Raw genomic sequence first — 24,086 nt, forward strand, 5'->3', positions numbered from 1 at the left:
TGCTGGCGGGCGCCGGCTATGTGGCCCTCGACCCGGCACATCCGCCCGCCAGGACCCGGCAGGTACTGGCGGACAGCGGCGCCGTACTGCTGCTTACCGACCGGCCCTGGACGGACACCTTCGACAGCGGCGGCCTGCCCACGACGGTGCTCGCCGACGACGCGGGCCTGATCGCCGCCCAGTACCCGACGCCCCCGGAGAGCGCGGCGCGCGCGGACACGGCGGGCGTCGCGTACCTCGCGTACACCTCCGGATCCACCGGCCGGCCCAAGGGAGTTCGCACCCCGCACCACGCCGCTGCGGCCTATCTGCGCGACTACCTCGGCGGCTTCGGGCTCGGGCCGCGTGACACCGTGCTGCAACTCGCCTCACTGCCCTTCGACGCCTCCGTACGCGACCTGATCGGGCCGCTGACGACCGGCGCCCGCGTGGTGCTGGTCCGGGACGACGAGGCCGCCGACCCGGAGGCCCTGGTGGCCGCGATCGACAAGCACGGCGTCACCTGCCTGCTGAGCGTGGTACCCACCCTGCTGCGTGCCCTGCTGACCGTCGCGGAACGCGCGCCCGGCCACGGTCCGAAGCTACGGCTGCTGCTCACCGCGGGCGAGGCGCTCGACCTCGCGGACTGCGCCCGCGCCACGGCCGCCTTCGCCGGGCGGCCCGGAGTCGTCAACCAGTACGGCCCGACCGAGGCCACCATGACCACCACCAGCGCCGCTGTGACCGCCAAGCCCGGCGACACGGGACCCGCCCCGCTCGGCGCCCCGGTGGCGGGCGCCCGGCTGTGGATCGTCGACCGGTTCGGCGACCTCGCCCCGGTCGGCGTACCCGGCGAGATCTGGATCGGCGGCGCCCGGCTCGCCGACGGTTACCACGGACAACCGGGCCTGACCGCAGGGCAGTTCGTGCCCGAGCCGTTCTCCGGGCTGCCCGGCGCCCGCGCCTATCGCACCGGAGACCTGGCGCGCCGGGAGGAGGACGGCACACTCACCTTCCTCGGCCGCGGCGACGACCAGGTGAAGATCCGTGGGCAGCGGGTCGAACCGGCCGGTGTCGAGAGCGTGTTGCGCACCCTGCCGGGCGTCGAGGAGGCCGCCGTCATAGCGGTCCGCCAGGGCGGCCCCACCGGGCAACTCCGGCTGCTGGCCTGCGTGGCGCCCGCCGGTCTCGACCCGGCGGAGGTACGCGCGGGCCTGCGCGGGCTACTGCCCGACCACCAGGTGCCCGCCGATATCCGGGTGCTGCCCGCGCTGCCGCGAACCGCCAACAACAAACTCGACCGGCGGACCCTGGCCGCGCTCGGCGAGGCCGCCATCGGTGCGCATGCGGCACCGGCCGATCCGCCGCGTACGGCCACCGAACGCGCCGTCGCCGCCGTCTTCACCGAGGTGCTCGACGCCGAACGCGTCGGCGCCCGCCCCATCGGCAGGGACGACGACTTCTTCGAACGCGGCGGCCACTCGCTGCTCGCCGCCCAACTGGCCGCCCGGCTCAACCGGTCGACGGGCAGGACGGTGCCGCTGCGGGAGATCATGGACCTGCGGACGGTGGCAGCGCTCGCCGCCCGGCTGGACGCGGACGCCCCACCCGTCGACACACGCGCGGAGGGCAAACCGCGCACGGACCGCGAACCGCGCGACCCACGACCCGTGACCACCGGGCCCCGGCCGCTCACCCCCGGCGAGGCCGCCACCTGGTGGCACTCGCGGCGGGAGCCGGACACCGCCGCCTACCACATAGGTTTCCAGGCACGTGTCGGCGGACCACTCGACGAGATCGCGCTGGTCCGCGCCCTGGACGCGCTGGTGACCAGGCACGAAGCGCTGCGCACCCGCTTCCCCGCGACCGGAGCGGGACCCGTCAGGACCGTCGACCCGCTGGCGCTGCTGCCGTTGGCCAGGGCGGACACCAGGGCCGACGCCGATCCGCCCGGTGCGGCGCTCGCGCTGGCCCTCACCGACCTGCGGGCCCCGTTCGACCTCGGCCGCGCGCCGCTCGCCCGGGCCACCGTGATCCGGTGCGGGGACGAGGAGTACGTGCTCGGCCTGACCGTCCACCACATCGTCTCCGACGGGTGGACACTGTCCGTCCTGGAACGCGACCTCACCACCCTCTACAACGAACTCGCCGCCGGACGGCTCCCCGCCCTCGAACCGGCCGCCGGATTCACCCGCTGGGTGCCCGCCGAGCCCGTGGAGCTGGACTCGCCCGGCCAGGCGGCGGGCGCCGCGTTCTGGGCGGACCGGCTGCGCGGGATCCCCGCCGTACTCCCGCTGCCCACCGACCTGCCACGGCCCGCCTCCTGGTCGACGGCCGGGGCGCTGGAGCTGTTCGACCTCGCACCCGAGGTCGCCTCGGGCGTACGGCGCCTCGCCGGGGAGACCGGTGCCACCGACTTCATGGTGCTGCTGGCCGCCGTGCAGCGATGGCTGGGCGAACTCTCCGGCGCCCGGCGGTTCCTGGTGGCCGTACCCGTGTCCAACCGGCCCGACCCCGACTCCGAGAACACCGCAGGACCCTTCGCCAACATCGTGCCGGTCCCCGCCGACCTGCGCGGGGAGCCCTCGTTCAGTGAGCTGGTCGGGCGCGTCAAGGAGACCTTCCTCGACGTGTGGGAGCACCGCGCTGTGCCGTTCGAGCTGCTCGCCGACCGTTACGCGGCGGACGACGGGAGCCGGCCCCCGCTCTGCCAGGCGATGTTCGCCGTACAGAACGTGCCCGCCGCCGGCCGGAGCCTGAGCGGCCTGACCACCACGCCGCTCACACCGGACCGCGGCACCTGCCGGTACGAACTGCACCTGCGCTGCTACGACACTCCGGACGGAGGGCTGTCCGGCTGGCTGGAGTACAGCACCTCGCTGTTCGAACCGGACGCGCTGCGACGCAGGCTGGACGGCTTCCTGACGGTGCTGCGCGACGCGGTGGAACAGCCCGAAGCGAGGCGCCCGGACCGCCCGGACCGCCCCGACCCCCTGGACCGCCCCGACCGTCCGGACCGCCTCGACCCCCCTCTCGGAGAGCAGTGACGTGCGTGTCTTCAACCTGATCTGGGCCGGCCAGGGCGTCTCCCTCATCGGCACCGGGATGACCACCTTCGGCATCGGTGTCTGGGTCTTCGCCAGGACCGGATCGCCGACCGCCTTCGCGCTGCTGATCATGGCGGGCTCGCTGCCCGGGCTGCTGACGCTGCCGTTCGCCGGGGCCCTGGTGGACCGCTGGGACCGGCGCCGGGTGATGCTGCTCAGCGACCTCGGCACGGCGGTGGCGCCGCTGGCGGTGGTCGCGCTGAACGCGGCCGGCGCGCTGCGGCTCTGGCATTTGTACGCCCTGGTGGTGATCGGCTCGGTGTTCAAGGCGTTCCAGTGGCCGGCGTTCTCCAGCCTGGTACCGCAGATCGTCGCCAAGGACGACCTGGGCAGGGCCAACGGCCGGGTCGGTCTCGCCGAGGCCGCCGCCTCCGTCTTCGGCGAGCTGCTCGGCGGCGGCCTCTACGGCGTCGCCGGGCTGAACGCGCTGCTGCTCGCCGACCTCGGCAGCTTCGTCCTCGCCGTCGGCACGACCCTGTTCTCGTACCGGCTGCTGCCCGCGATCCCGCCCGCGCGGACCGCCGAGGCCGACCGGGGGCCGCTGGTCACGGAGATGACGGAGGGGTGGCGCTTCATCCGGCGGCGGCCGGGGCTGTTCGGGCTGCTGCTGTTCTTCGCGGCGAACAACCTGCTGATGGAAACGGCGCTGGTCCTGGTCTCACCGCTGGTGCTCAGCGGCCACGCGCCCTCGGCGCTCGGTGTGGTGAACGCGATCGGCGCCGTCGGCATGGTCGTGGTCAGCGGTGTCATCAGCCTGACCCGGCCGCCCAGGCGGCTGGTCAGGGCCATCCTCACCGTCGCCACCCTGCACGGCTGCCTGCTGGTCGTCATGGGCGCGAGCCATGGTGCGCTGTGGCTGCTGTCGGCCGGCCTGTTCGGCATCCTCGGCGGGTACGCGGTCACCAACGCGGTGACGGCGACACTCTGGCAGCGCAAGACACCCGTCGAGGTCCAGGGCCGGGTCTTCGCCGTCCGCCGCATGATCGCCTGGTCCGCCGACCCGGTCGCGTTCGGCATCGCGGGGCCGGTCGCCCAGTTCGTCGGCGCCCCTCTGGTGACGGCGACCGCGGCCCACCACATCACCGGCTCGGGCGCGGGGGCGGGCACGGCCATGGTCTTCCTGATCGCGGGCCCGCTGCTGCTTGCCGTGGTTGCGGTCACCTGGCTGCGCCCCCGGGTACGCCGCATGGAGCACGAACTCCCGGACGTGGACGCGGAAGTGGCGGCCCCGTCCGCCCACCCCGGCGGCGGTAACCCCGAGCCGGAGCCCGAACTCGCGCCGGCGGGGAGCTGACGGGGAGCCGCCCGTGGGCCCCCTGTCCGAGCCGCTCGCCTGGCAGAACTCCACGCTGCTCAGGGGCGCCGGACGAGGACCGACGGCCCTCGCGTACGGGCACCCGTCCACCGGGAACGGGTGCCCACCGCGTGGAGCGATCAGGTGACAGGCCTCAACGCATCGAGTGCCGCGCCCAGTTGGGCGACGGACGGGTGCTGGAAGATCAGAGCCACCGGGAACGACGTACCGGACTCGCGTTTGATCCGGGTCGCCGCCTTCATGGCCATGACCGAGTGGCCGCCCAGCGCGAAGAAGCTCGCGTGGACGTCGATCTCGGGGACACCGAGAATGGCGGACATGACGTCGGCGATGAGGCGTTCGGTGGGCGTACGCGGCGCCGGCACCGACCCGGCGACGGGCCCAGGATCGGTGGACCGGAGTGCCGACAGGGCCTGACGGTCCACCTTTCCGCTGGTGGTGAGGGGGAGTTCGGGCAGCTCGCGGAAGGTGCCGGGGACCATCGCGCGCGGCAGGTGGGCCGCGGTGAACTCCGCGAGTTCCGGGCCGCCCGGCGCCGCGCCGCCGACCGCGCCGTCCGCCGCGACGACATACGCGACGAGCGCCTCACCGTCCGCCCCGACACGGCTCTTCACCACGACCGCCGCGCCGACCCCCGGATGCCGCCGCAGCGTCTGCTCGATCTCGCCGGGCTCCACCCGTACACCGTTGATCTTGAGCTGTCCGTCGGCCCTGCCCAGGAAGACGATCTCGCCGTTCACCCGGCGGATGCCCCGGTCGCCGGTGCGGTACAGCCGCCCGCCGTCGCCGGACGGGTCCGGCACGAAGGCCGCGGCCGTCTTCGCCGGGTCCCGCCAGTAGCCCCGGGCCAGCCCCGTCCCGCCGAGGTAGAGGTCGCCGGGGACCCCGGCGGGGGAGGGCCGCAGCGCCTCGTCGAGTACGTACATCCGGGCGTTGCCCAGGGGCAGCCCGATCGGCACCACCCGGGCTTCGGCGTCCCGCGGTGTGCAGGTGTGCACGGTCGAGTCGATGCTCGCCTCCGTCACACCCCAGTGGTTGTGCAGCCGCCGGCCCTCGCCGCCGAGACGTTCCTCGAAGAGCCTCACCAGGCCCGGCGGCAGCGCCTCGCCGCTGGTGAACACATCGCGGAGCGCCGACAGCCGGGCCCGCTCCTCGGCGGTGATCTCGGCGAGGAACAGGCCGAGCACGACCGGTACGAAGAACAGCGCGACCACCCCGCGCTCCGCCGCCGTACGGACGATCGCCGCGGGATCGCGGTGCAGGCCCGGCGGCAGGAAGTGGCAGGTCGCGCCGGACAGCAGCGGCCAGAACAGCTCGACGGCCGAGTCGTCGAAACCGATGACCGTCTTCTGGAGCACCACCTCGCCCACCGCCAGCGGATGCTTGTCTCGCAGGTCGCTCAGCCGGTTGACCCACCCGGCGTGCGAGTTGGCCGCCGCCTTCGGGACCCCGGTGGAGCCGGAGGTGAAGAAGACCGACACCAGGTGACCGGGGAGGACCGACACGTCGGGCGGCGCGTCGCAGCCACCAGCGGCCGTCGCCGTGTCGACGCCCACCACCCGGATGCCCAGGGCCGCTTCCCGCTCCGTACCGGCGGCCTCGTCACGGGTGACACACACCGGTGCGCCCGCTTCGGCGAGCAGCGTCCGGGCGCGCCCGGACGGTGCCTCGGGGTCGATCGGAAGGTAGGCGCCGCCCGCCTTGAGTACGCCCAGCAGCGCCACCGCCAGCTCCACCGACCGGTCGACCAGCACCCCCACCGGGACGTCGGGGCCCACCCCGGCGGCGACCAGCCGGTGCGCGAGGGCGTTGGCACGCCGGTCGAGACCGGCGTACGTGAGTTCGCCGTCGGCGTCGCTGACCGCGACGGCACCGGGGGTCCTGACGGCCTGCTCGGCGACGAGTTCGTGCAGACACCGGTCGGGGAAGGGACGGCCGGTGTCGTTCCACCCGGCCAGTCCCCCGGCGTACGAGGGGACCGACCGGGGCGCCAGATCGGTCACCGGCGTCCCGGGGCCGGACCCGACGAGCGCCCGCAGCAACTCGACGAAGCCCTCCGCCTCGCGCGCCAGCGCCTCGGCCGAGTACAGGCCGGTGTTCCCGTCGAAGTGGACGGAGAGACCGTCGGTCTTCCCCGGTACCGCCGAGATCGACAGGTCGTCCACCACGCCGACCGACGTCACCTCGCTGTCCGCCCGGTCGGGGCCGAACTCCAGCCCCCGGTTGCTCTGGTGGACGTTGACGAGCGCGCCGTACAGCGGTGTGCCCGGCTCCGTACCGAGATCGCGCAGGGTGTGCTCGATGCGGTAACGCTGGTGGCGCAGCGCCGCCTTGAGGTCGTGGGAGATGCCACCGACGAGCGAGCCGACGGTGCTCCCGGCGTCGAACCGCACCCGCAGCGGAACGATGTTGGACGCGTACAGCGGGGTACGCCGGGCGAGCGCACCGGCCCGGCCGGTGACGGGCACACCCACGAACAGGTCATCGGCACCGGTCCGGTGGCGCAGATAGGCGGCGACAGCCGCGGCGAAGACCGCCGGCCATCCCGTACGCAGCCGCCGGCCGAGCAGGGACAGCCCGGACACGACACCGGGACCCGCCTCCAGGGTGGCCCGGTGGAAGTCGGGCAGCACCCGCCCGCCGTACGTGGCCAGGCTGAACACCGGGGGGCGATCGGCGCAGTAGTCGCGCCAGTAGGCCCGGTCGGCGGCGTGGTCGGTGGACCGCCGGTAGGCGAGATCGGCCGCGACGAACTCCTCGGCCGGCCCGAAGGGGCAGGGCGGTATCTCCTCGCCCGCGACGAGGGCGGTGTAGATGGCGGCCGCCCGGTCGAAGACCAGGTGGATGCTGTAACCGTCCATCAGGATGTGGTGGGACCGCCCGTGGACGGCGATCCTTCTGTCCTCCAGCACGAAGACCGCGGCGATCGTGTGTCCATGGCCGTGACTGTGCCGGCGCAGGTCCGGGGTGCTGAGCCGGTCCTTCTCGATCCAGGCGTCCATGGCCGCCTCCGGATCGGGCTCGGAGCGCAGGTCGTGGACGGAGACATGGGCGGGACCCGGGATCCGGCGGGCGGCCGGTCCGTCCGGGGTGTCGAGGAACGCGGCGTTCATCACACCGGACTCCTCCCAGGCGAGGGCGAAGGACCGACGCAGCAACTCCGGGTCGGCCTCGGCCCGCAGATCCATGTGCCCGCCGACGTTCCCGGCGGGGGAGAGGGGGTCCAGCTCGTGCAGGATCCACGCCTCCGTCTGGGAGGCGGTCAGCGGGATCGCCTCGGTGCCGCCCGGCACGGGCGGGCCGGGTGCGGCGCTGTTCCGCTCGGGCCCGCTCTGTCCCTTCAGCTTGTGCTCCGGCTGGCTCTGTTCCGGCCCGTTCTGCTCCGGCCCGTTCTGTTCCGGCCCGCTCTGTTCCTGTGGCAACGCCGTCACCCCTCTCCGCGCGGTGTGCCGGCCGTCCAGTCCGCCGCTTGCGCCTCGGCCATCGCCTCGGCGATCACGCCGAGGCCGTGCAGCAGGTCGTCCCGGCCCGTGGTCAGCGGCGGAATGATCTTCAGGACCTCGTCGGAGCGCCCGCAGGTCTCGGCGATCAGGCCCTCCCGGAAGCAGATCTCCGAGACCCGCTTCGCCGACAGCCTTGTCGTACGGAAGTCCACGCCCCAGATCAGCCCGTGGCCCCGGACCTCCACGCCGTAACCGGCGCTCAGTTTCCCCAGGGCCTCGGCGACGAGCGCGCCGTGCTCCTCGACGGTCTCGGCGAGGCGGGTGTCGGCCCAGTACGTGCGCAGCGCCGCCGTCGCGGCCACGAAGGCGAGCTGGTTGCCCCGGAAGGTCCCGCTGTGCTGGCCGGGCGCCCACACGTCGTACTCCGGCCTGATCAGGAGCAGCGACATCGGCAGCCCGTAGCCGCCGATCGACTTCGAGAGCGTCACCAGGTCGGGGACCACCCCGGCCCGCTCGAAGGAGAAGAACGTGCCCGTTCTGCCGCAGCCCATCTGGATGTCGTCGACGATCATCAGCATCCCGTACTGGTCGCACAGGGCGCGCACCTCCCGGAGGAAGGAGTCCGGAGCCGGGTAGACACCGCCCTCGCCCTGGGTGGTCTCCAGCAGGACCGCCGCCGGTTTGTCGACGCCCGAGCTGGGGTCCTCCAGCATCCGCCGCAGCAGGCCGATCGTGTCGAACGGCCCCTGCGGGGACTCCGGGTAGGGGACCGAGGTGACCGGCGGGAGGCCGGGGGCCAGCCCCCGTCTGAAGTACGCGGAACCGGTGGCGGCGAGCGCGCCCGCGCTCACACCGTGGAAGGCGCCGGAGAAGGCGACGGCGCTGTGCCGGCCGGTCGCCAGGCGCGCCAGTTTGAGTGCGGCCTCCACCGCGTTGGCACCGGAAGGGCTACAGAACTGGATCTTGTGGTCGAGCTCGCGCGGCGCCAGCACGAGGTCGCGGAAGGTCTCCATGAACTCGGCCTTGGCGGTGGTCCACAGATCCAGGCCGTGGGTGATGCCGTCGGACGCGATGTACGCGAGCAGCGCGTCCTTGAGCGGTTCCGGGTTGTGACCGTAGTTGAGCGAGCCGGCCCCGGCCAGGAAGTCGAGGTAGCGCTCGCCGTTCCCGCCGTGGATCCAGCTCCCCTTGGCAGAGGTGAAGACCTCGGGGAAGGACCGGGAGTACGAGCGGACCGCCGACTCCAGGTCCAGCATGGCGTCCGTACTCATGACGCCTCGGTTCCGGATACCGCTCCCGCCCCGGCACCGGCGGCGACCCGCTCGGCGATCCGGTTGCGCAGGCTCAGCGGGCGCATGTCCGCCCACACCCGCTCGATGTGCGCCAGACACTCCTCCCTGCTGCCCGCCGTGCCCTCGTCGGTCCAGCCGGGCGCGTTCTCGCGGTCCTCCGGCCAGATCGAGTACTGCTCCTCGTGGTTCAGGACCACCTTGAAGGGCTGGGTCCGGGTCTCGGAATGCTCCGTCATTGTTCTCTCTCCTCCGGATTCGGTTGTGCCTGGGCGCTGTTGAGGTCGCTCTGCCGGTCGCTGCCGTCAGCGGTGTCATGAGCGGTGCCATGAGCGGTGTCATGGGTTGCTTCGCGGACGGTGCCGGGGGCGGCAGCCGCCGGGGAGTCCAGATCCAGGACCATCTGCCGCAGCACCGCCCGCCACAGGTCGAGCAGCCGCCCGACGGTCGACGCTTCGAAGTGCTCGGCGTCGTACTGGAGCACCGCTTCGAGCCCCTGCCCGACCTGGACGACGTCGAGCATGAGGTCGAACACCGTGGTCGTGGAGCGCAGTTCCTCGACGCTCAATTCGACACCCGGCAGGGAGACATCGAGAGGCTGTTCCGGCAGGTACTGGTACAACACCTGGAAGATCGGGTGGTGCCCGGGCGCCCGGCGCGGCCTGACCTCCTCCACGATCCGGTCGAAGGGCATCTCCTGGTGCGCGAACGCGTCCAGGCTGGTGTCGCGCACGCGCGCCAGCAGCGTGCGCAGCGACGGCGCCCCGGTCAGATCGGCGCGCAGCGCCACCGTATTGATCAACGGGCCCACCACACGCCGCAGTTGGGTCCTGGTCCTGCTGGCGACCGGCGTGCCGATCGCGAAGTCACGCTGACCGCTCAGCTCGGCGAGCACCGTCTGCAACGCGGTCAGCAGCACCATGAACAGCGTCACGCCCTCGCGCCGCGCCAGCTCCGTCAGCGACGCCGAAAGGCCGTCGTCCAGCCGCTGCCGCAGCACCGCGCTGGTGACGGAGGCGCGGCCCCTCGTACGGGGCCGGTCGACCGGCAGCTCCAGCGTCTTCGGCAGCGGCTTCAGCGTCCGCCGCCAGAAGGCGAGTTGCGCCTCGGCGCCGGCCGAGGACAGCCAACGCTCCTGCCACGCGGCCACATCGGCGAACTGCACGTCGAGGGGCGGCAGTCGGGCCTCGCGCTGCTCGGCGAGCGCGGCGTACGCCTCCTGGAAGTCGTCCATCAGGAGGTTCACCGACCAGAAGTCGGCGGCGACATGATGCACCACGAACAACAGCCGGTACTCCCGCTCGGAGAGCCGTACGAGAGTCATCACCGCCAACGGGCCGTTGCCCAGGTCGAAGTTGTGCCGCGCGTGCCGGTCGGTCAGCTCCCGCAGCCGCGCCTCGCGGCCCTCGGCCGGCAGCTCCCGCAGGTCCACCACCGGCAGATCCACCCGCTGTTCGGACGCGATACGCAGGACGGGGACACCGCGGACCTCGGCGAAGGAGCAGCGGAGCACCTCGTGCCGGTCCACCACCGCCTGCCAGGCCAGCCGTACGTCCTCCGGGTCGAGCCGACCGGTCAGACGGATCGCGCACGGCAGGTTGTACATCGCCTGACCGGGCCACAGCCGCTCCAGGAACCAGAACCGCCGCTGCATGAACGACACGGGCAGCTCAGCGCCGCCGTCCCGCGCCAGCGCCACCACCGGGCCCCCGGCGGCCGGGCCCTCGCCCCGCCCACCGTCCCCGGCCAGCCCGTCCGCCGCGTCGAGTCGCCCGATCTCCGCCGCCAGCCGCTCGATCGTGGTGTTCGACAGGAACTCACGGACCGGGATCTCCACGCCGAACGCGTCATGGATGCCGGCGATGGCGCGCATCGCCAGCAGCGAGTGCCCGCCGAGCTGGAAGAACTCGTCGGTCACCCCGATCTCGTCCCGGCCGAGCAGCTCCTCCCAGATCGCCACGAGCCGCTTCTCGGTGCCGCTGCGCGCCGCCACCACCTCGCGGCCGTGGGACAACTCCCGTGCGGGCAAAGCCTTCAGGGCGCCGCGCACCAGCTTTCCGTTCGCCGAAACCGGCAGGCTCTCCACCGCGAAGAACCGCGACGGCACCATGTAGGCGGGCACCGAATCCCGCAGCTTCGCGATCCACTCCGGGGCCCGCGCGCCCGCCGCCCCGGTGCCGCCCTCAGGGACGAGGTACGCGGTGAGAGTGGTGCCCGAGGGGCCCGGGTCCGCGACGACCGCAGCGTCGCTCACCCCGTCGGCGGTCCGCAGCGCCGACTCGATCTCGCCCAGCTCGACGCGGAAGCCCCGCACCTTGACCTGGTTGTCGTCGCGTCCGAAGAAGTCGATGACCGCCTGGTCGCCCTCCCACCGCTGTCTGGCCAGGTCCCCGGTGTCGTACATCCGCTCCCCGGGGCCGCCCCACGGGTCGGGCAGAAACCTCTCCGCCGTCAGGGCGGGGCGCCGCGCGTACCCCCGGCCGACGCCGGGCCCCGCCACGTACAGCCGTCCGAGGACACCTGGCGGCACCGCGCGCAGCGCCTGGTCCAGGACGTACGCGCGGGTGTTGGCGAAGGGGGCGCCGATCGGGGCGTTCTCGCCGGGCAGCGAACGCCCTGGGTGGTAGCGGAAGTACGTGCTGTCGACCGTCGCCTCGGTGAGGCCGTACGTGTTGAACAGCGCGATGTCCGGTCCCGCGACGGCCTGCACCCCGGCCAGCTCCGAGGAGTAGATGGCGTCGGAGCTGACGGCGATCACCTTGAACGGGGCGAGCGAGCGCCCCGACGCCTCGGCGTGCCGGCTCAGGGCGCGCAGCACCACGGGCACGAACTCCGCGAAACCCACCTCCTCCGCGGTGACCAGGGAGAGCAGCGCGCCCGGGTTCACCAGCGTCTCCTTCGGGCAGAGCAGCAGCCGCGCACCCGAGCACAGCGACCTGACCACGTCGGCGGTGAAGACGTCGAAGCAGAAGTTGGCCATCGCCAGATGCGTCGCGATGTGCCCGTCGCGCAGCCCGAAGGCGCGCTCCCAGCCCCAGTACATGGTCGACAGGCCCCGGTGGGCGATCTCCACCCCCTTCGGCCGGCCCGTCGAACCCGAAGTGAAGATCACATAGGCCAGGTCGTCCTCGCGGGTGGCCCGCTCCGGCGCCACGGCCGGGAGCGCGGCGAGCCGTCCGGCCTCGACGGGGTCGTCGAGGACGACCATGGGCAGGCCCAGCACGGTCGCGGCCTCCCGCAGCCGCTCGTGCACCACCAGCAGCGAGACGGCCGCGTCGGCCGTGATCGAGGCCCAGCGGGCGGGCGGGTTCTCCACGTCGAGCGGTACGAAGGCGCCGCCCGCCTTCCATACGCCGAGCATCGCGGCCGGCATGTCGGGCGAGCGGTCGAGGAGCACGGCCACCCGGACCTCGGGCCCGACACCGAGCCCGGTGAGGCGGTGCGCGAGCTGGTTGGCCCTGCTGTCCAGCTCGGCGTACGACAGGCCGGCCGGGCCCATCCGTACCGCCGGGCTCTTCGGACGTACCGCGGCCTGCTCCTCGAAGAGTTCGACGACGGACCGCCGGTCCCGTACAGGCGGCACCGGCGACACCGGAGAGACCGGAGAGACGGGGGTGCTGACCGCGGCGAACAGCTCGGCCCCCTCGGCGTCGCTGAGCAGCGCCAGCCGGTCCACCTGCTCGCCGGGCCGCTCCAGCAGCGCGCGCAGACACCGCAGGTAGACGGAGACCAGCGCCCGGACGGTCCGCTCCTCGAACAGCCCGGAGTCGTACTCGAAGTCGAACCGCACCTCGTCCGGACGCAGCGACACATCGACGGTCAGATCGGACTTGGCGTAGCGCGAACGGCCCGGCCGCACGCGGACGTCGAGGCCGGGCAGCTCCAACTCGGGAGCGGCGCCGGTGAGGTTGAACATGGTGGCGAACAGCGAGTTCCGCTGCCCGTCCATCGGTACGCCCAGCGAACGGCACACCGCGCTGAACGGGTAGAGGGAGTGCTCGTAGGAGGTGAACAACTCCTCCTGGATCCTGGCCAGGAGATCGCCGAAGGTCTCACCGCCGGCGGCCTGGCTCCTGATCGGCAGCACATTGGTGCAGTTCCCCACGATGTCCTCGGTGCCGTCCTCCCAGCGCACGGCGATCGGCGCACCGATCATCAGATCGCTCTGGTCGGTGATCCGGTGCAGCGCGGCCGCGTAGGCGCTGAGCAGCAGCAGAAAAGGGGTGTGGCCCGGTTTGGCCGCCTCGGCCGCCAGCAGCGCCCGGCAGGCGTCGTCGAGGACGGCGGTCACATGTCCGGCCCGCCGCCCCGGCTCCGCACCGCGCGCCCGGTCGGCGGGCAGCGCCATGCCGGGCGGCATGTCGCGGTAGCGCTCCGTCCAGTACGCCTCGGCCTCGGCCCAGGCCGCGTCGCGGGTCTGCTCCTCGTACCACCGCGCGTACGCGCGGTACTGGGGCGCGGGTGGCAGCGCGGCGCCGTCGCCCGCGCCGTCGTGGGCCGCCGTGTAGAGCAGGGCGATCTCTGCCAGGACGGTGCCCAGGGACGAGCCGTCGATCGCGGCGTGATGGGTGCCGAGGAACAGGTGGTGTTCGGCGGGGCCCGTCCTGAGCAGGGCGGCGCTGAGCGGCGGCCGGGTCAGGTCGTACGGCTGGGCGGCCCACGCGTCGAGCCACGGGTCGAGCCGGGCGTCGGACCGGTCGTCGAGCCGGTCGTCGGCCCTCGCGTCGGGTGCCGGTGGGCCGACTGCCTCCGTCAGATCCACCAGCGGCAGTTCGATGTCCGCCCCGGGAAGGACGATCGCCCGGCTGCCGTCGCCGGCGATGACCGCCCGCAGGCTCTCGTGGCGGGCGACGACGCCGCGCAGGGCGGCTTCGAGAGCAGGCCTGTCGAGATCGCCGCGGAGGGTGAGCAGGACATGCTCGTTCCAGGTGCGGGAGAACTCGGGGCCCAACTGGCTGGCGAACCAGATCTCGCGCTGGCTGTGCGTGAGCGGCAGGTCCACGGGCCGGGCAGCGGCCGGCTCACGCTCACTGTCCCGGGGCTGTTCCTGGCCGGTGGTCGGCATCGGTCGCATGGGTGTCCTCTCTCGTTCGGGCTCTCTCGATCGCCGGCCCCGGGGCCGCCCGGTTCGTTCACCAGAGGGTGTGCAGACAGGTGAGCAGCGAGCGGGCCTCGACGTTCACCCCGGCGCCGAACTCGATGAGGGAGGCGAGCTGGTGGACGCTCAGCCACCGGAAACCCTCGGGCTCCTCCGTCGGGAAGTCCGCACCGACCTCGACGATCAGATACCTGTTGTGCGCGTCGAGGAACCGGCCGCCCTCCTCCGACTGCAAGGCGTCGTAGCGCACATCGGAGGCGGGAGCGGCGAGTATCTGCTCAAGGTAGGCGGGGCGCCGCTCGGGCGGCATGCTCAGATACCGCTGCGGATTGCACTGCACGGTCGGCGCCACCTCCACGATGTCCAGCGCACCGGCCGTCGGCCTGGCCTGCGCCAGTACGTGCAGCACACCGTCGAAGCGGCGGACGAAGAACGCCGCAAGACCCGACCCGGCAGGCATGAGGAGCGGCTGCGTCCACGCGGCCACCTCACGGTTCTGCGCGCGGACCGCGACCCCCACCACACTGAAGTGGCCGCCGTCGTCGCGGGATATCAGCTTCTCGTCACAGCGCCAGCCCGCCACCTCGCGCAACGGCACCCGGCGCTGGTCGAGTTCGTAGCGCGCCTTGCTCTCGGTCAGCCAGCTCAGCGCGTCCGTGGTGGAGTGCACCGTCGGTGCCTCGGGAGAGAGCGAGCGCCGCAGCGAGGGCAGGAAACCGGTCTCAAGACCGGGTGTCTCGTGCGCTGCGGTTTCCCGCGCTGTGGTTTCCTGGGCGGCGGCCTCCGGCGGCGGTGCGAACCGCATGATGGACAGCACCGTGCGCGCGTCCATGTTGACCACATTGTCCATCCGCACCAGCTCCTGGATCTGCGCCAGCGTCAACCAGCAGAAATCCGGGAGCAGTTCGACGTCCTCGGTGGTCTCCACCACGATGTTGCGGTTGCGCTTGTGCAGGAACTGCCCTGCTCCGACTGGAGCGAGTCGGCCAGTACGGTGCTGCGCCTCGGCGCCCTGAAGTAGTCCAGGTACGGGATCGCCCGGCCCTTGTGCACACCGCTGTAGTTGGAGCGGGTGGCCTGCACGGTGGGCGAGAGCTGCACCAAGTTGCTGTTGCCGGGCTCCATCTTGGCCTGCATCAGACAGTGCAGGACCCCGTCGAACTCCTTGACCAGGATCCCCAGGATCCCGATCTCCCGCTGCACGATGATCGGTTGGGTCCACTGCTCCACATGCGCGGGCTCCAGGTGGACCCGCAGCCCCTCGATGGTGAAGAACCGGCCGCTGTGGTGGCCCAGGTTGCCGGTCCCGGGATCGAAGCCCCAGCCGTCCAGTTGGGCGAACGGGACCTGGTCGACGGAGAAGGCGCTCCCCGCCCGCTGCTCGGCGAGCCAGTCGAGGCACTGCTCCGTGCTCATCAGCCGGCCTTTGGTACTCGCCGACACGGTGAACCTCGGCGCAGTACAGGCGCCGTCGGGTGCGCCGGTCGACTCCGCGCGTGATCGTGCCTGATACACGTCGCCTCCAGGGCGAGAGGAGAACCTGAGAACAGCCTGGAGGCTAGGGTCGGGCGGCCTTCGCGGAAGCGGCTAGCAGAGCGGTTCTGGGCATCCCCACAGTGTTGTCACCCCAGTTACTAGGGCTTCCACCAGCAGACCTCGGCGACCATGGGGACCGGTCCCGCTGGGCCGGGAATGTGGCGAGCCGAACCGAGGGTGGAGGACCGTGACCAAGCGAGGCGCCGAGTTCCGCAAACCCGTCTCACACAGCGACTGGTGGTGGCTAGCGCACCCGCCGAAGGTGTCCCCGGTCATCCAGGCCGTCGTGGAAGGGTACGGGGACCTCGACCCCGGCGGGCTCGAAGCCGCGCTCGCCCAAGTGACGGCGGTGTGCCCGGATCTCGCCCTGGTACGGAGGGGACGCCGCTGGCTGACCACCGGCACCCCGCCGCGCGTCCGGGTCGTCGACTGCGGCGCGGGCGAAGGGAGGGGCAGCGCCGAACGCGGTGTGCCCGACGTACCCGCGCTGCACGACCCGCTGCCCGGTCCGGACGGCGCGCTGTGCGAGGTACTGCTGTGCCCCGGTGACGCAGCCGCCGGTGACGCAGCCGCCGGACACGCAGCCGCCGGACACGCCGGTCCGGGCCGCCCGACCGTGCTCGTCTTCCGGGCCTCGCACGCGGTGATGGACTGGCCGGGCATGACCCTCTGGATCGAGGAGACCTTCCGCGCGCTGCGCGGCGAACAGGTCACCGGAGCCCCGTCGGCGCTCACCGAGACCGACGTCTTCGACCGCTTCCCGCCGGTCACCGAAGCCGTACCCGATCCGCCCATCGACCGCGTGTCCCCACTGGAGGCGCCGGCCGTGCCCGGCGCCCACCGCACCGGCTGGGCCCGCCGTACCGTCGACGGCTACCACCCGGCACTGGCCGCGAAGGCGGCCGTCGCCCTCAGCCGCGCCTACGGGACGGACGGCGCACGCTTCTCCATCGCCTTCGACCTGCGGCGGCACGCGCCCGGCGAGCGCACCACCGGGAACCTCTCCCTGGTCGAACTGTTCGACGTGGCGCCCGGCGAGTCCTGGGAGCCGCTGCACGAACGCGTGCTCACCGTGATGGCTGAGGGCCGCGAGGTCACCCAACGCCTTGAGCCCGGCATGATGCGGCTGCCGCTGCCGGTGCTGCGGACCATGATCAGGGGGATGGAGCGGATCCCCGCCGAGAAGCGCAGGTACGCGGCGCAGACGGTCATCGCCCATATGGGCCGGCTGCCCGAAGGCACCCTGCGCGCACCGGACTTCGAGGGCCTGACGCTGTACCCGGCGCCGCTGCTCGGTGCGGTGGGCCCGCCCGACCTCAACCTCGCCGAGGTCGGCGGCCGTACGGAGATCACCCTCACCTGGCGCGCGGACCCCGGCCTCGCCGAGCGGTCCCACGAACTCCTCGACCGGATCGCCGAACTGCTCTCCCCGGCCGCCGACCGCGCCCTGTCCGGGGGACCCACCGACCGGCCGCTGCCCGCCGACACCGTCGTCGACCGGTTCAGGGCGCGCGCTGCCGCCGGCCCCGAAGCGGTCGCGCTGCGCCGGCCCGGGGGCACCATGACCCTCGGCGAACTCGACCACCGCTCCGAGGTCGTCGCCGCGCACCTCGTGGCGCGGGGCATCGGCCGCGAATCGGTCGTCGCCCTGCTCGCCGACCGCTCCGCCGGTACGGTCGCGGCGCTGTGGGGCGTACTCAAGGCGGGCGCCGCCTACCTGCCGCTGGACCCGCGCCACCCCGACGCCCGGCTGAAGGGCATCGTCACCGACGCCGGAGCCGCCCGCTGCCTGATCCCGGCCGCGGGCGCCGGACGCGACCTCGCCCCCGACGGGTGTCCCACCGACATCCTCGACACCCTGCCGTACGACGGGCCCCGGCCCGCTCCCGCCCCCGGCCGGGCCCCGGCGCCCGGTGACCTCGCGTACGTCATCTACACCTCGGGCTCCACCGGCCGCCCCAAGGGTGTGGAGGTCGAGCACCGGGCCCTGGCCGCGTACACCGACCGGGCCACCGAACACTTCGGGGTGGACGCGTCGACCGCCTTCGGTGTGATCACCTCGCTCGCCTTCGACCTGTCCAACACCGCGCTGTTCGCCCCTGTCCTGGCGGGCGGCTCGCTGGTGCTGATGCCCGGCGAGCCCGATCACCTGACACTCCGTCAACTCCTCACGGAGTCCGGGGTGAACACCCTCTCGCTCACTCCCTCGCACCTCGACCTGATCAGCCGCCTCGAACTGCGCCCCGACGGGCTTCGCACCCTGGTGGTGATCGGCGAACAGCTCACCAGGTCGGCCGCGCTGCGTGCGCGGCGGACGTTCGGCCCCGACTGCCGGATCCTCAACATGTACGGGCCCACCGAGGCGACCGTCGGCTGCACCCTGCACACCTTCGACCCGGGCCGGGACGGGCAGGCCGCCGTCCCCGTCGGGGTACCGATGGCGCACTGCACCGTGCACCTGCTCGACGCCCAGCGCCGGCACGTACCGGCGGGCGAGACCGGCGAGATGTACCTCGGCGGTGTCCAGGTCGCGCGGGGTTACCGGGGGCGGCCCGATCTGACCGCCGAGCGCTTCGTCCGCCTCGCCGACGGCAGCCGCGTCTACCGGAGCGGCGACCTCGCCCGCCGACTGCCGGGCGGCGTACTGGAGTTCGCGGGCCGGGCCGACGACCAGGTCAAGGTGATGGGCCACCGCGTCGAGCCCGCCGAGACCGTCCAGGCGCTGGAGACCCACCCGGCGGTGCGCACCGCTGCCGTGGTGGCCAGGGCCAGGCCCGGCGGCCACAACTACCTGAGCGCGTACGTGGTGTTGCGGCCGGGAGAGCCGGCCGCCGACTGGGCCGCGTACCTCACCGAACGGCTGCCCGCCTACTTGGTGCCCGCCGTCACGACCGTCGTGCCGGACCTCCCGTACAACGCCAACGGCAAGGTCGACACCGGGGCCCTCGCCGAAGCGACCGAGGCCGAACACACCGAGGCCGAATCAACCGAGGCCGAAGCCGCCGGGCCGGACCCCGGTCACGAGCCCGACGACGTGGAACGCTCCGTCGCGAAGATCTGGGCGGACACACTCGGCATCGAGGCCGCACGGCTCGACCCCCGTACCGACTTCCACCAACTCGGTGGCAACTCGCTGCTGTTGCTCTCCATGCTCGCCGAGGTGTGCCGCACCGTGGTGGGCGAGGAGAGGGAAAGAGCGTTCATGGCCGAACTCGGCCGGATCGTCCGCGAGCCGACACTCGACACGGTGAGCACCATCGCCCGGAAGGTCCGCGACGGGGCCACCGGCACCCCGACGCCCCGGACCTGACGCCCAGGACCCGGCGGGGCGGACCGCCGAAAGGAGACACACATGGCCACCATCTTGACGCTCAGTCCCGGGAGTTCGGCCGGCGAATATGTCCTGGTCGAGGAGAGCGGGCGGTCGTGCGGCCTGCTCTCGGCCGACCGCGGAGTGCGGACGGGGAAGATGTCCGGCGACTGGGGCAGCGTGGATCTGCACAGCGTGGGACGGCTGCGCCGCAAGGCGGCGTACGCCGGGGACGAGGGGTCCCCGCTGATCCGGCTGGAGCCGCCCACGGCGACAGCGCCCGACGGCACCTCGCTGGGCTGGGAACTCCTGCGCCACCGGCGCGAGTACACCGGCACACTCACCTCGGAAGGCGCCTCCATCGTGATCACCGTCCCGGTCCACGGCCGGACCCCCGCGAGGGCCGCCGTCTGGGGCGACTGGCCCGAACGCGACCGGCTGACACTCGCCGCGTGCTTCGCCGTCCTGGCCCGGCGCTGCGGCGACAGGACAGTCACGGCCGTGGCCGCCGCCATCGGGTCGAGCGGCAGCCGGTGACCGGGATGGTGTCAGGGACGGCGCCCGGTGTGGCGCCCGGTGAGCGGTCCGCGGCGGGCGGCGACCCCGTGATCGAGATCCGGGGACTGCGCAAGCTCTACGGCGAGGCGGTCGCCGTGCACAGCGTCGACCTGGACGTGCGGCGCGGCGAGGTGTTCGCCCTGCTCGGCCCCAACGGCGCCGGGAAGACCACGATCGTCGAGATCCTCGAAGGGTTCCGGAGCCACGACGCCGGCACCGTACGGGTACTGGGCAGCGACCCCTGGCGGGCCCCCGAACGGTGGCGGTCCCGGATCGGTGTCGTCCTCCAGAGCACCAGCGAGTTCGAGGACCTGACCGTCATCGAGGTGCTGCGCGAGTTCTCCCGTTACTACCCGCACTCGCGGGACCCGGACGAACTCATCGAACTGGTGGGACTCACCTCCCACCGCCGCAAGCGCACCGACAAGCTCTCCGGCGGCCAGCAGCGCCGCCTGGACGTGGCCCTCGGCATCGTCGGCAACCCCGAACTCCTCTTCCTGGACGAGCCGACCACCGGTTTCGACCCGCAGAGCAGACACGACTTCTGGGCGCTCATCCGGCAGCTCGTCCACGACGGCACCACCATCGTGCTCACCACGCACTATCTGGAGGAGGCCGAACAGCTCGCCGACCGGGTCGCCGTCATCGTGGGCGGCAGGATCCTGGAGGTCGGGATACCCGAGACGCTGGGCGGCCGGGACCGCGAGGTGGCCACCGTCACCTGGACCGGACCTGGAGGGCCCGAGAGCGTACGGACCACCGCCCCCACCAAGGTCATCGCCGACCTGCACCACACGTTCGCCGGAGAGGCCCCGGGGCTCACCGTCGCCCGGCCCACCCTGGAGGACGTCTACCTGGAGATGATCGGCGCAGTCGGCGCCGGTACGGAGGCATCATGACCACCCCTTCCGCCACCGCTCTCGCCCCGCGCCCGCGGGCACCGCGCCCGCAGGCCGGGCTGCGGCGCGTCCTCGTACTCGGCGGGCACCGCGGCCTGATGGAGGTGCTGGTCTTCTTCCGTGGCACCGAGACCGTGGTGTTCTCGCTGCTGTTCCCGGTGTTCGCCCTGATCATCTTCAGCTCGATGTTCCGGGGCGACATCACGCCGGGAGTCTCGTACAGCGACTACCTGGTGCCCGGCGTCATCGCGACCGGACTGATGGTCACCGGCTTCCAGACCCTCGCGATCTCCATCGCCATCGAACGCGACCGGGGCGCCCTGAAGCGGCTCGCCGCCACGCCGATGCCCCGCTCCTCGTACTTCATCGGCAAGATCGTCATGGTGCTGGTGACCAGCCTCGTCGAGACGGGCGTCCTGCTCGCCGTGTCGATGATCGTGTACGGCACGCACCTTCCGCGCGGCTCGGCCGGCTGGATCACCTTCGCCTGGGTCGGCCTGCTGGGCACCACCGCCTGCACACTGTGCGGGATCGCGCTGTCGTCGGTGCCGCGCAGCGGCCGGGCCGCGCCCGCCGTGGTCGCGCCGTTCGCCTTCGTACTCCAGTTCATCTCCGGCGCCGCGCTGGTCTTCACCAACCTCCCCTCCTGGCTCCAGTGGATCGCCTCGGTGTTCCCGCTGAAGTGGATGTGCCAGGGCCTGCGTTCGGTGCTGCTGCCCGCGTCTTTCGCCTCGCACGAGGCGGCGGGGAGCTGGCAGCTCGGCTGGGTCGCCGTCGTCCTGTCGGCGTGGGTTGTGGTCGGTCTGCTGCTGTGCACCATGACCTTCCGCTGGACCAAGACCAGGAACGGTGGCTGACGGTGGCCCACATCGCTTTCTTCACCCCGGCGTCCTCCGGCCACATCAACCCGACCCTCGGTGTCGCCGCCGAACTGCTGCGGCGCGGTCACCGGGTGACGTACGCGACGACCGACGACTACGCCGAGCGGGTCGCCGAGGTCAGCACCAGGATCGTGCGGTACGAGGAGAAGCACGCCGGCGACTTCCGCTCCTTCAAGTTCACCGGCCGCAGCCTCATCGACGCCATGTCGGCGAGCCTCGCCGAGACCGCCGGCCTCTACCCCGAACTCCGCGACGCGTTCGCCGGCGACCGCCCCGACCTCGTCGTCCACGACAACGGCGCCTGGTGGGGCCGGCTGCTCGCCGAGCACTGGGGGACCCCGTCCGTCCAGGTCTGCCCGATGCTCGTCTCCAACGACAGTTGGTCGATCTCGGACCGCTACACCAGGTTCAGCGCCTTCAGCCCACGGCTCTGGACGTTCTTCGTCCGGCTCAGCAAGACCCTCCGGGACCTGGGCTCGTCGATCCCGCCGAAGGACCTGCTCAGCGGCGCCGGGAAGGACAGCCTGGTCTTCATCCCGCGCGCCTTCCAGTACAGCGGCGACACCTTCGACGACAGCTACCACTTCGTCGGCCCCTGCCTGCACCCGCGCCGCTTCCTCGGCACCTGGCAGCGCCCCGCCGACCTCGAAGGCCCGCTGGTGCTGGTGACCCTGGGCACCATCTACAACCAGCGGCCGGAGTTCTTCCGCACCTGCGCCGAGGCGTGCGGCGGACTGGGCGGCCGGGTCGTGATCGCCGTCGGCGACGGCGTCGACCCGGCCGGACTCGGGGCCCTGCCACCGGATGTGGAGGTGCACCGGTACGTCGCACAGCTCGACGTCCTCGCCCACGCCGACCTGTTCATCACCCACGCGGGGATGGGCAGCACCATGGAGGCGCTGCACCACGGGGTGCCGATGCTCGCCGTACCGCAGATGGCCGAGGAGCAGGCCAACGCCGACCGGATCGCCGAACTCGGCATCGGCCGCACCCTCGACCCGGCGGGCCTGACCGTGGACACACTGCGCGAGGCCGTACGCGACCTGCTCGCCGACGACACCGTTCTGCGCCGCGCACGCGCGCTGCGCGACGAGACCCGGGCCGCCGGCGGCGCACCGGCCGCGGCCGACCGTATCGAGGCACGACTGCGGGACGGGGCGGCCGTATGAGCGCGGGGGAGAGACTGCGGCGCGGGTGGGCCGGGTACGGCGAGGGCGGCCGTGCCGGCGCCGCCCGAACGCGACGACCGGACACGGGTCTTCCGGGTCGCCGGGGTCTGCCGGGTCTTCGGGGCACTCCGGATATTCCAAGGCACGGTCAGCAAGGACGGCGGTGCGCGTACGGTGTGCGCCGCCCGGACGTGAGGGGGCCCGGATGACCGGGAACGTTTCAGCGAGCGCGCGGCCGGACAACTCGCCGGCGGATGGCTCTCCGGCGGATGGCTCTCCGGCGGGTGGCTCTTCGGCGGATGGCCGGCTCCGCGTCGGCGTACTGGGCTGCTCGGCCATCGCGTGGCGGCGCGCCGTACCCGCCGTCCTGTCGGGCCCGCGCACCACACTCACCGCCGTCGCCAGCCGCGACCCGCTCAAGGCCGCGCGGTTCGCGGAACGCTTCCGCTGCGCCGCCGCCACCGACTACCGCGACCTGCTCGCCCGCGACGACGTCGACGCCGTCTACCTGTCGCTGCCCAACTCCCTGCACCTGTCCTGGGGCCTGGAGGTGCTGCGGGCCGGAAAGCACCTGCTGGTGGAGAAGCCCGCCACCGACTCGGCGGCGGGGGCCAGGGAACTCGCCCGCGAGGCCGCCGAGCGCGGCCTGGTGCTCCGGGAGAACTTCACCTTCCTCCACAACTCCCAGCACAGCACGGTCCAGGAGCTGTTGGCCGCCGGCCGGATCGGTACCGTACGGTCCTTCAGCGCCGCGTTCTGCTTCCCGCCGCTGCCCGCCGACGACATCCGCTACGTCCCCGACCTCGGCGGCGGAGCCCTCCTCGACACCGGCCTCTACCCGATCCGCGCCGCTCAACTCCTGCTCGGCGAGACGCTGGACGTGGCAGGCGCCACCCTGCGGATCGACGGGGAACGCGGCATCGACGTCGCCGGACAGGCGCTGCTGACCTCCGCCGACGGAGTGCTCGCCGACATCCAGTTCGGCTTCGAACACGCCTACGGCTCCTGGTACTCGCTGTGGGGAAGCACCGGACGGATGTATCTGGACCGCGCCTTCACCCCGATGGAGACCTGGACGCCGACGCTGCGCATCGATGAACAGAACCGCAGCGAGGAGCTCAGGCTGCCGCCTGACCACCAGTTCGAGAACAGCATCGGCTCCTTCGCAGGGGCAGCCCTCGCCGGCCGTGGCGCGGGGGCTCCGGAAGAGGCGGAGCGGTGCGCGCAGACCGTACGGACCATGGAACTCGTCGAGGAGATCCAGCGCGTGGCGGTCCGCGTCAGCGCCAAGTAACCGCCGGTGGGCGGCGGTCGCACGGCCGGTCGCACCACCGATGGCAGGGCCGATGGCACTGCCTGTGGCGGGCGCACGGCCGGACCCGTCGGGCAGCGGATCAGGTCGCTAAGGGATCTCCTAGAGAATCCCGGCCGCCCCGCCACCGGCCCGTTCCTGGACAGATACTCGGTCACATCAGGCGGGGCAAGGCGCGACCGGGAGCCTG

General features: G+C 72.6%; 14 protein-coding genes. 8 read left to right on the top strand and 6 right to left on the bottom strand.

Features of this window, described 5'->3' with window-relative positions; translation table 11 throughout:
- Nucleotides 1-3,026 (top strand): non-ribosomal peptide synthetase (locus QR77_RS29095; RefSeq protein WP_160310962.1); only part of this gene is annotated, 3,026 nt, incomplete at its 5' end.
- A gap of 1 nt (nucleotide 3,027) precedes the next feature.
- Nucleotides 3,028-4,380 (top strand): MFS transporter, encoded by a 1,353-nt coding sequence (locus QR77_RS29100; RefSeq protein WP_052489136.1) that lies wholly within the window; start codon nucleotides 3,028-3,030, stop codon nucleotides 4,378-4,380.
- A 140-nt stretch (nucleotides 4,381-4,520) separates the two neighbouring features.
- On the opposite strand, the gene QR77_RS29105 is transcribed toward QR77_RS29100, so the two are convergent.
- The 6 genes from QR77_RS29105 to QR77_RS50065 are packed head-to-tail and all read right to left on the bottom strand — an operon-like array spanning nucleotide 4,521 to nucleotide 15,647.
- Nucleotides 4,521-7,823 carry a non-ribosomal peptide synthetase gene (locus QR77_RS29105; protein ID WP_160310963.1) on the bottom strand — a complete coding sequence of 1,101 codons (3,303 nt, stop codon included), beginning with the start codon at nucleotides 7,821-7,823 and terminating at the stop codon, nucleotides 4,521-4,523.
- Between the two features lie 5 nt (nucleotides 7,824-7,828).
- Nucleotides 7,829-9,115 carry an aspartate aminotransferase family protein gene (locus QR77_RS29110; protein ID WP_040024989.1) on the bottom strand — a complete coding sequence of 429 codons (1,287 nt, stop codon included), beginning with the start codon at nucleotides 9,113-9,115 and terminating at the stop codon, nucleotides 7,829-7,831.
- Nucleotides 9,112-9,372, bottom strand: a complete 261-nt coding sequence (locus QR77_RS29115) for an MbtH family protein (protein ID WP_040024990.1) — start codon at nucleotides 9,370-9,372, stop codon at nucleotides 9,112-9,114. The genes QR77_RS29110 and QR77_RS29115 overlap by 4 nt, the downstream gene beginning before the upstream one ends.
- On the bottom strand, nucleotides 9,369-14,207 hold the full coding sequence (locus tag QR77_RS29120) for a non-ribosomal peptide synthetase (protein WP_078877284.1): 4,839 nt from the start codon (nucleotides 14,205-14,207) through the stop codon (nucleotides 9,369-9,371). Before QR77_RS29120 ends, QR77_RS29115 begins: the two co-directional genes overlap by 4 nt.
- 58 nt (nucleotides 14,208-14,265) lie before the next feature.
- The gene (locus tag QR77_RS50060; RefSeq protein WP_347359798.1) at nucleotides 14,266-15,162 is read right to left on the bottom strand and encodes an NDP-hexose 2,3-dehydratase family protein; all 897 of its coding nucleotides are present in this window, start codon (nucleotides 15,160-15,162) and stop codon (nucleotides 14,266-14,268) included.
- Nucleotides 15,111-15,647, bottom strand: coding sequence for an NDP-hexose 2,3-dehydratase family protein (locus QR77_RS50065; RefSeq protein WP_347359799.1), 537 nt, complete (start codon nucleotides 15,645-15,647; stop codon nucleotides 15,111-15,113). Before QR77_RS50065 ends, QR77_RS50060 begins: the two co-directional genes overlap by 52 nt.
- Before the next feature lie 307 nt (nucleotides 15,648-15,954).
- Between QR77_RS50065 and QR77_RS29130 the strand changes: the two genes are divergently transcribed.
- The 6 genes from QR77_RS29130 (at nucleotide 15,955) to QR77_RS29155 (ending at nucleotide 23,878) form a co-directional block, all read left to right on the top strand.
- A complete protein-coding gene (locus tag QR77_RS29130; protein ID WP_040024992.1) occupies nucleotides 15,955-19,077 on the top strand; it encodes an amino acid adenylation domain-containing protein in 3,123 nt (1,040 codons plus the stop codon).
- A gap of 42 nt (nucleotides 19,078-19,119) precedes the next feature.
- A complete protein-coding gene (locus tag QR77_RS29135; protein ID WP_040024993.1) occupies nucleotides 19,120-19,614 on the top strand; it encodes a hypothetical protein in 495 nt (164 codons plus the stop codon).
- 5 nt (nucleotides 19,615-19,619) lie between these two features.
- Complete coding sequence (locus QR77_RS29140; RefSeq protein ID WP_078877896.1) at nucleotides 19,620-20,534, top strand: ABC transporter ATP-binding protein; 915 nt, start codon at nucleotides 19,620-19,622, stop codon at nucleotides 20,532-20,534.
- A complete protein-coding gene (locus tag QR77_RS29145; RefSeq protein ID WP_040024994.1) occupies nucleotides 20,531-21,391 on the top strand; it encodes an ABC transporter permease in 861 nt (286 codons plus the stop codon). The genes QR77_RS29140 and QR77_RS29145 overlap by 4 nt, the downstream gene beginning before the upstream one ends.
- Nucleotides 21,392-21,393: 2 nt before the next feature.
- Entirely contained in the window at nucleotides 21,394-22,584 is a 1,191-nt protein-coding gene (locus QR77_RS29150) for a macrolide family glycosyltransferase (RefSeq protein WP_040024995.1), read from the top strand.
- 205 nt (nucleotides 22,585-22,789) lie between these two features.
- Nucleotides 22,790-23,878 carry a Gfo/Idh/MocA family oxidoreductase gene (locus QR77_RS29155; protein ID WP_078877286.1) on the top strand — a complete coding sequence of 363 codons (1,089 nt, stop codon included), beginning with the start codon at nucleotides 22,790-22,792 and terminating at the stop codon, nucleotides 23,876-23,878.
- Nucleotides 23,879-24,086 lie beyond the last annotated feature (208 nt).

It is taken from the genome of Streptomyces sp. 150FB (assembly GCF_000818195.1).
In the GTDB taxonomy this organism is placed as follows: Bacteria; Actinomycetota; Actinomycetes; order Streptomycetales; family Streptomycetaceae; genus Streptomyces.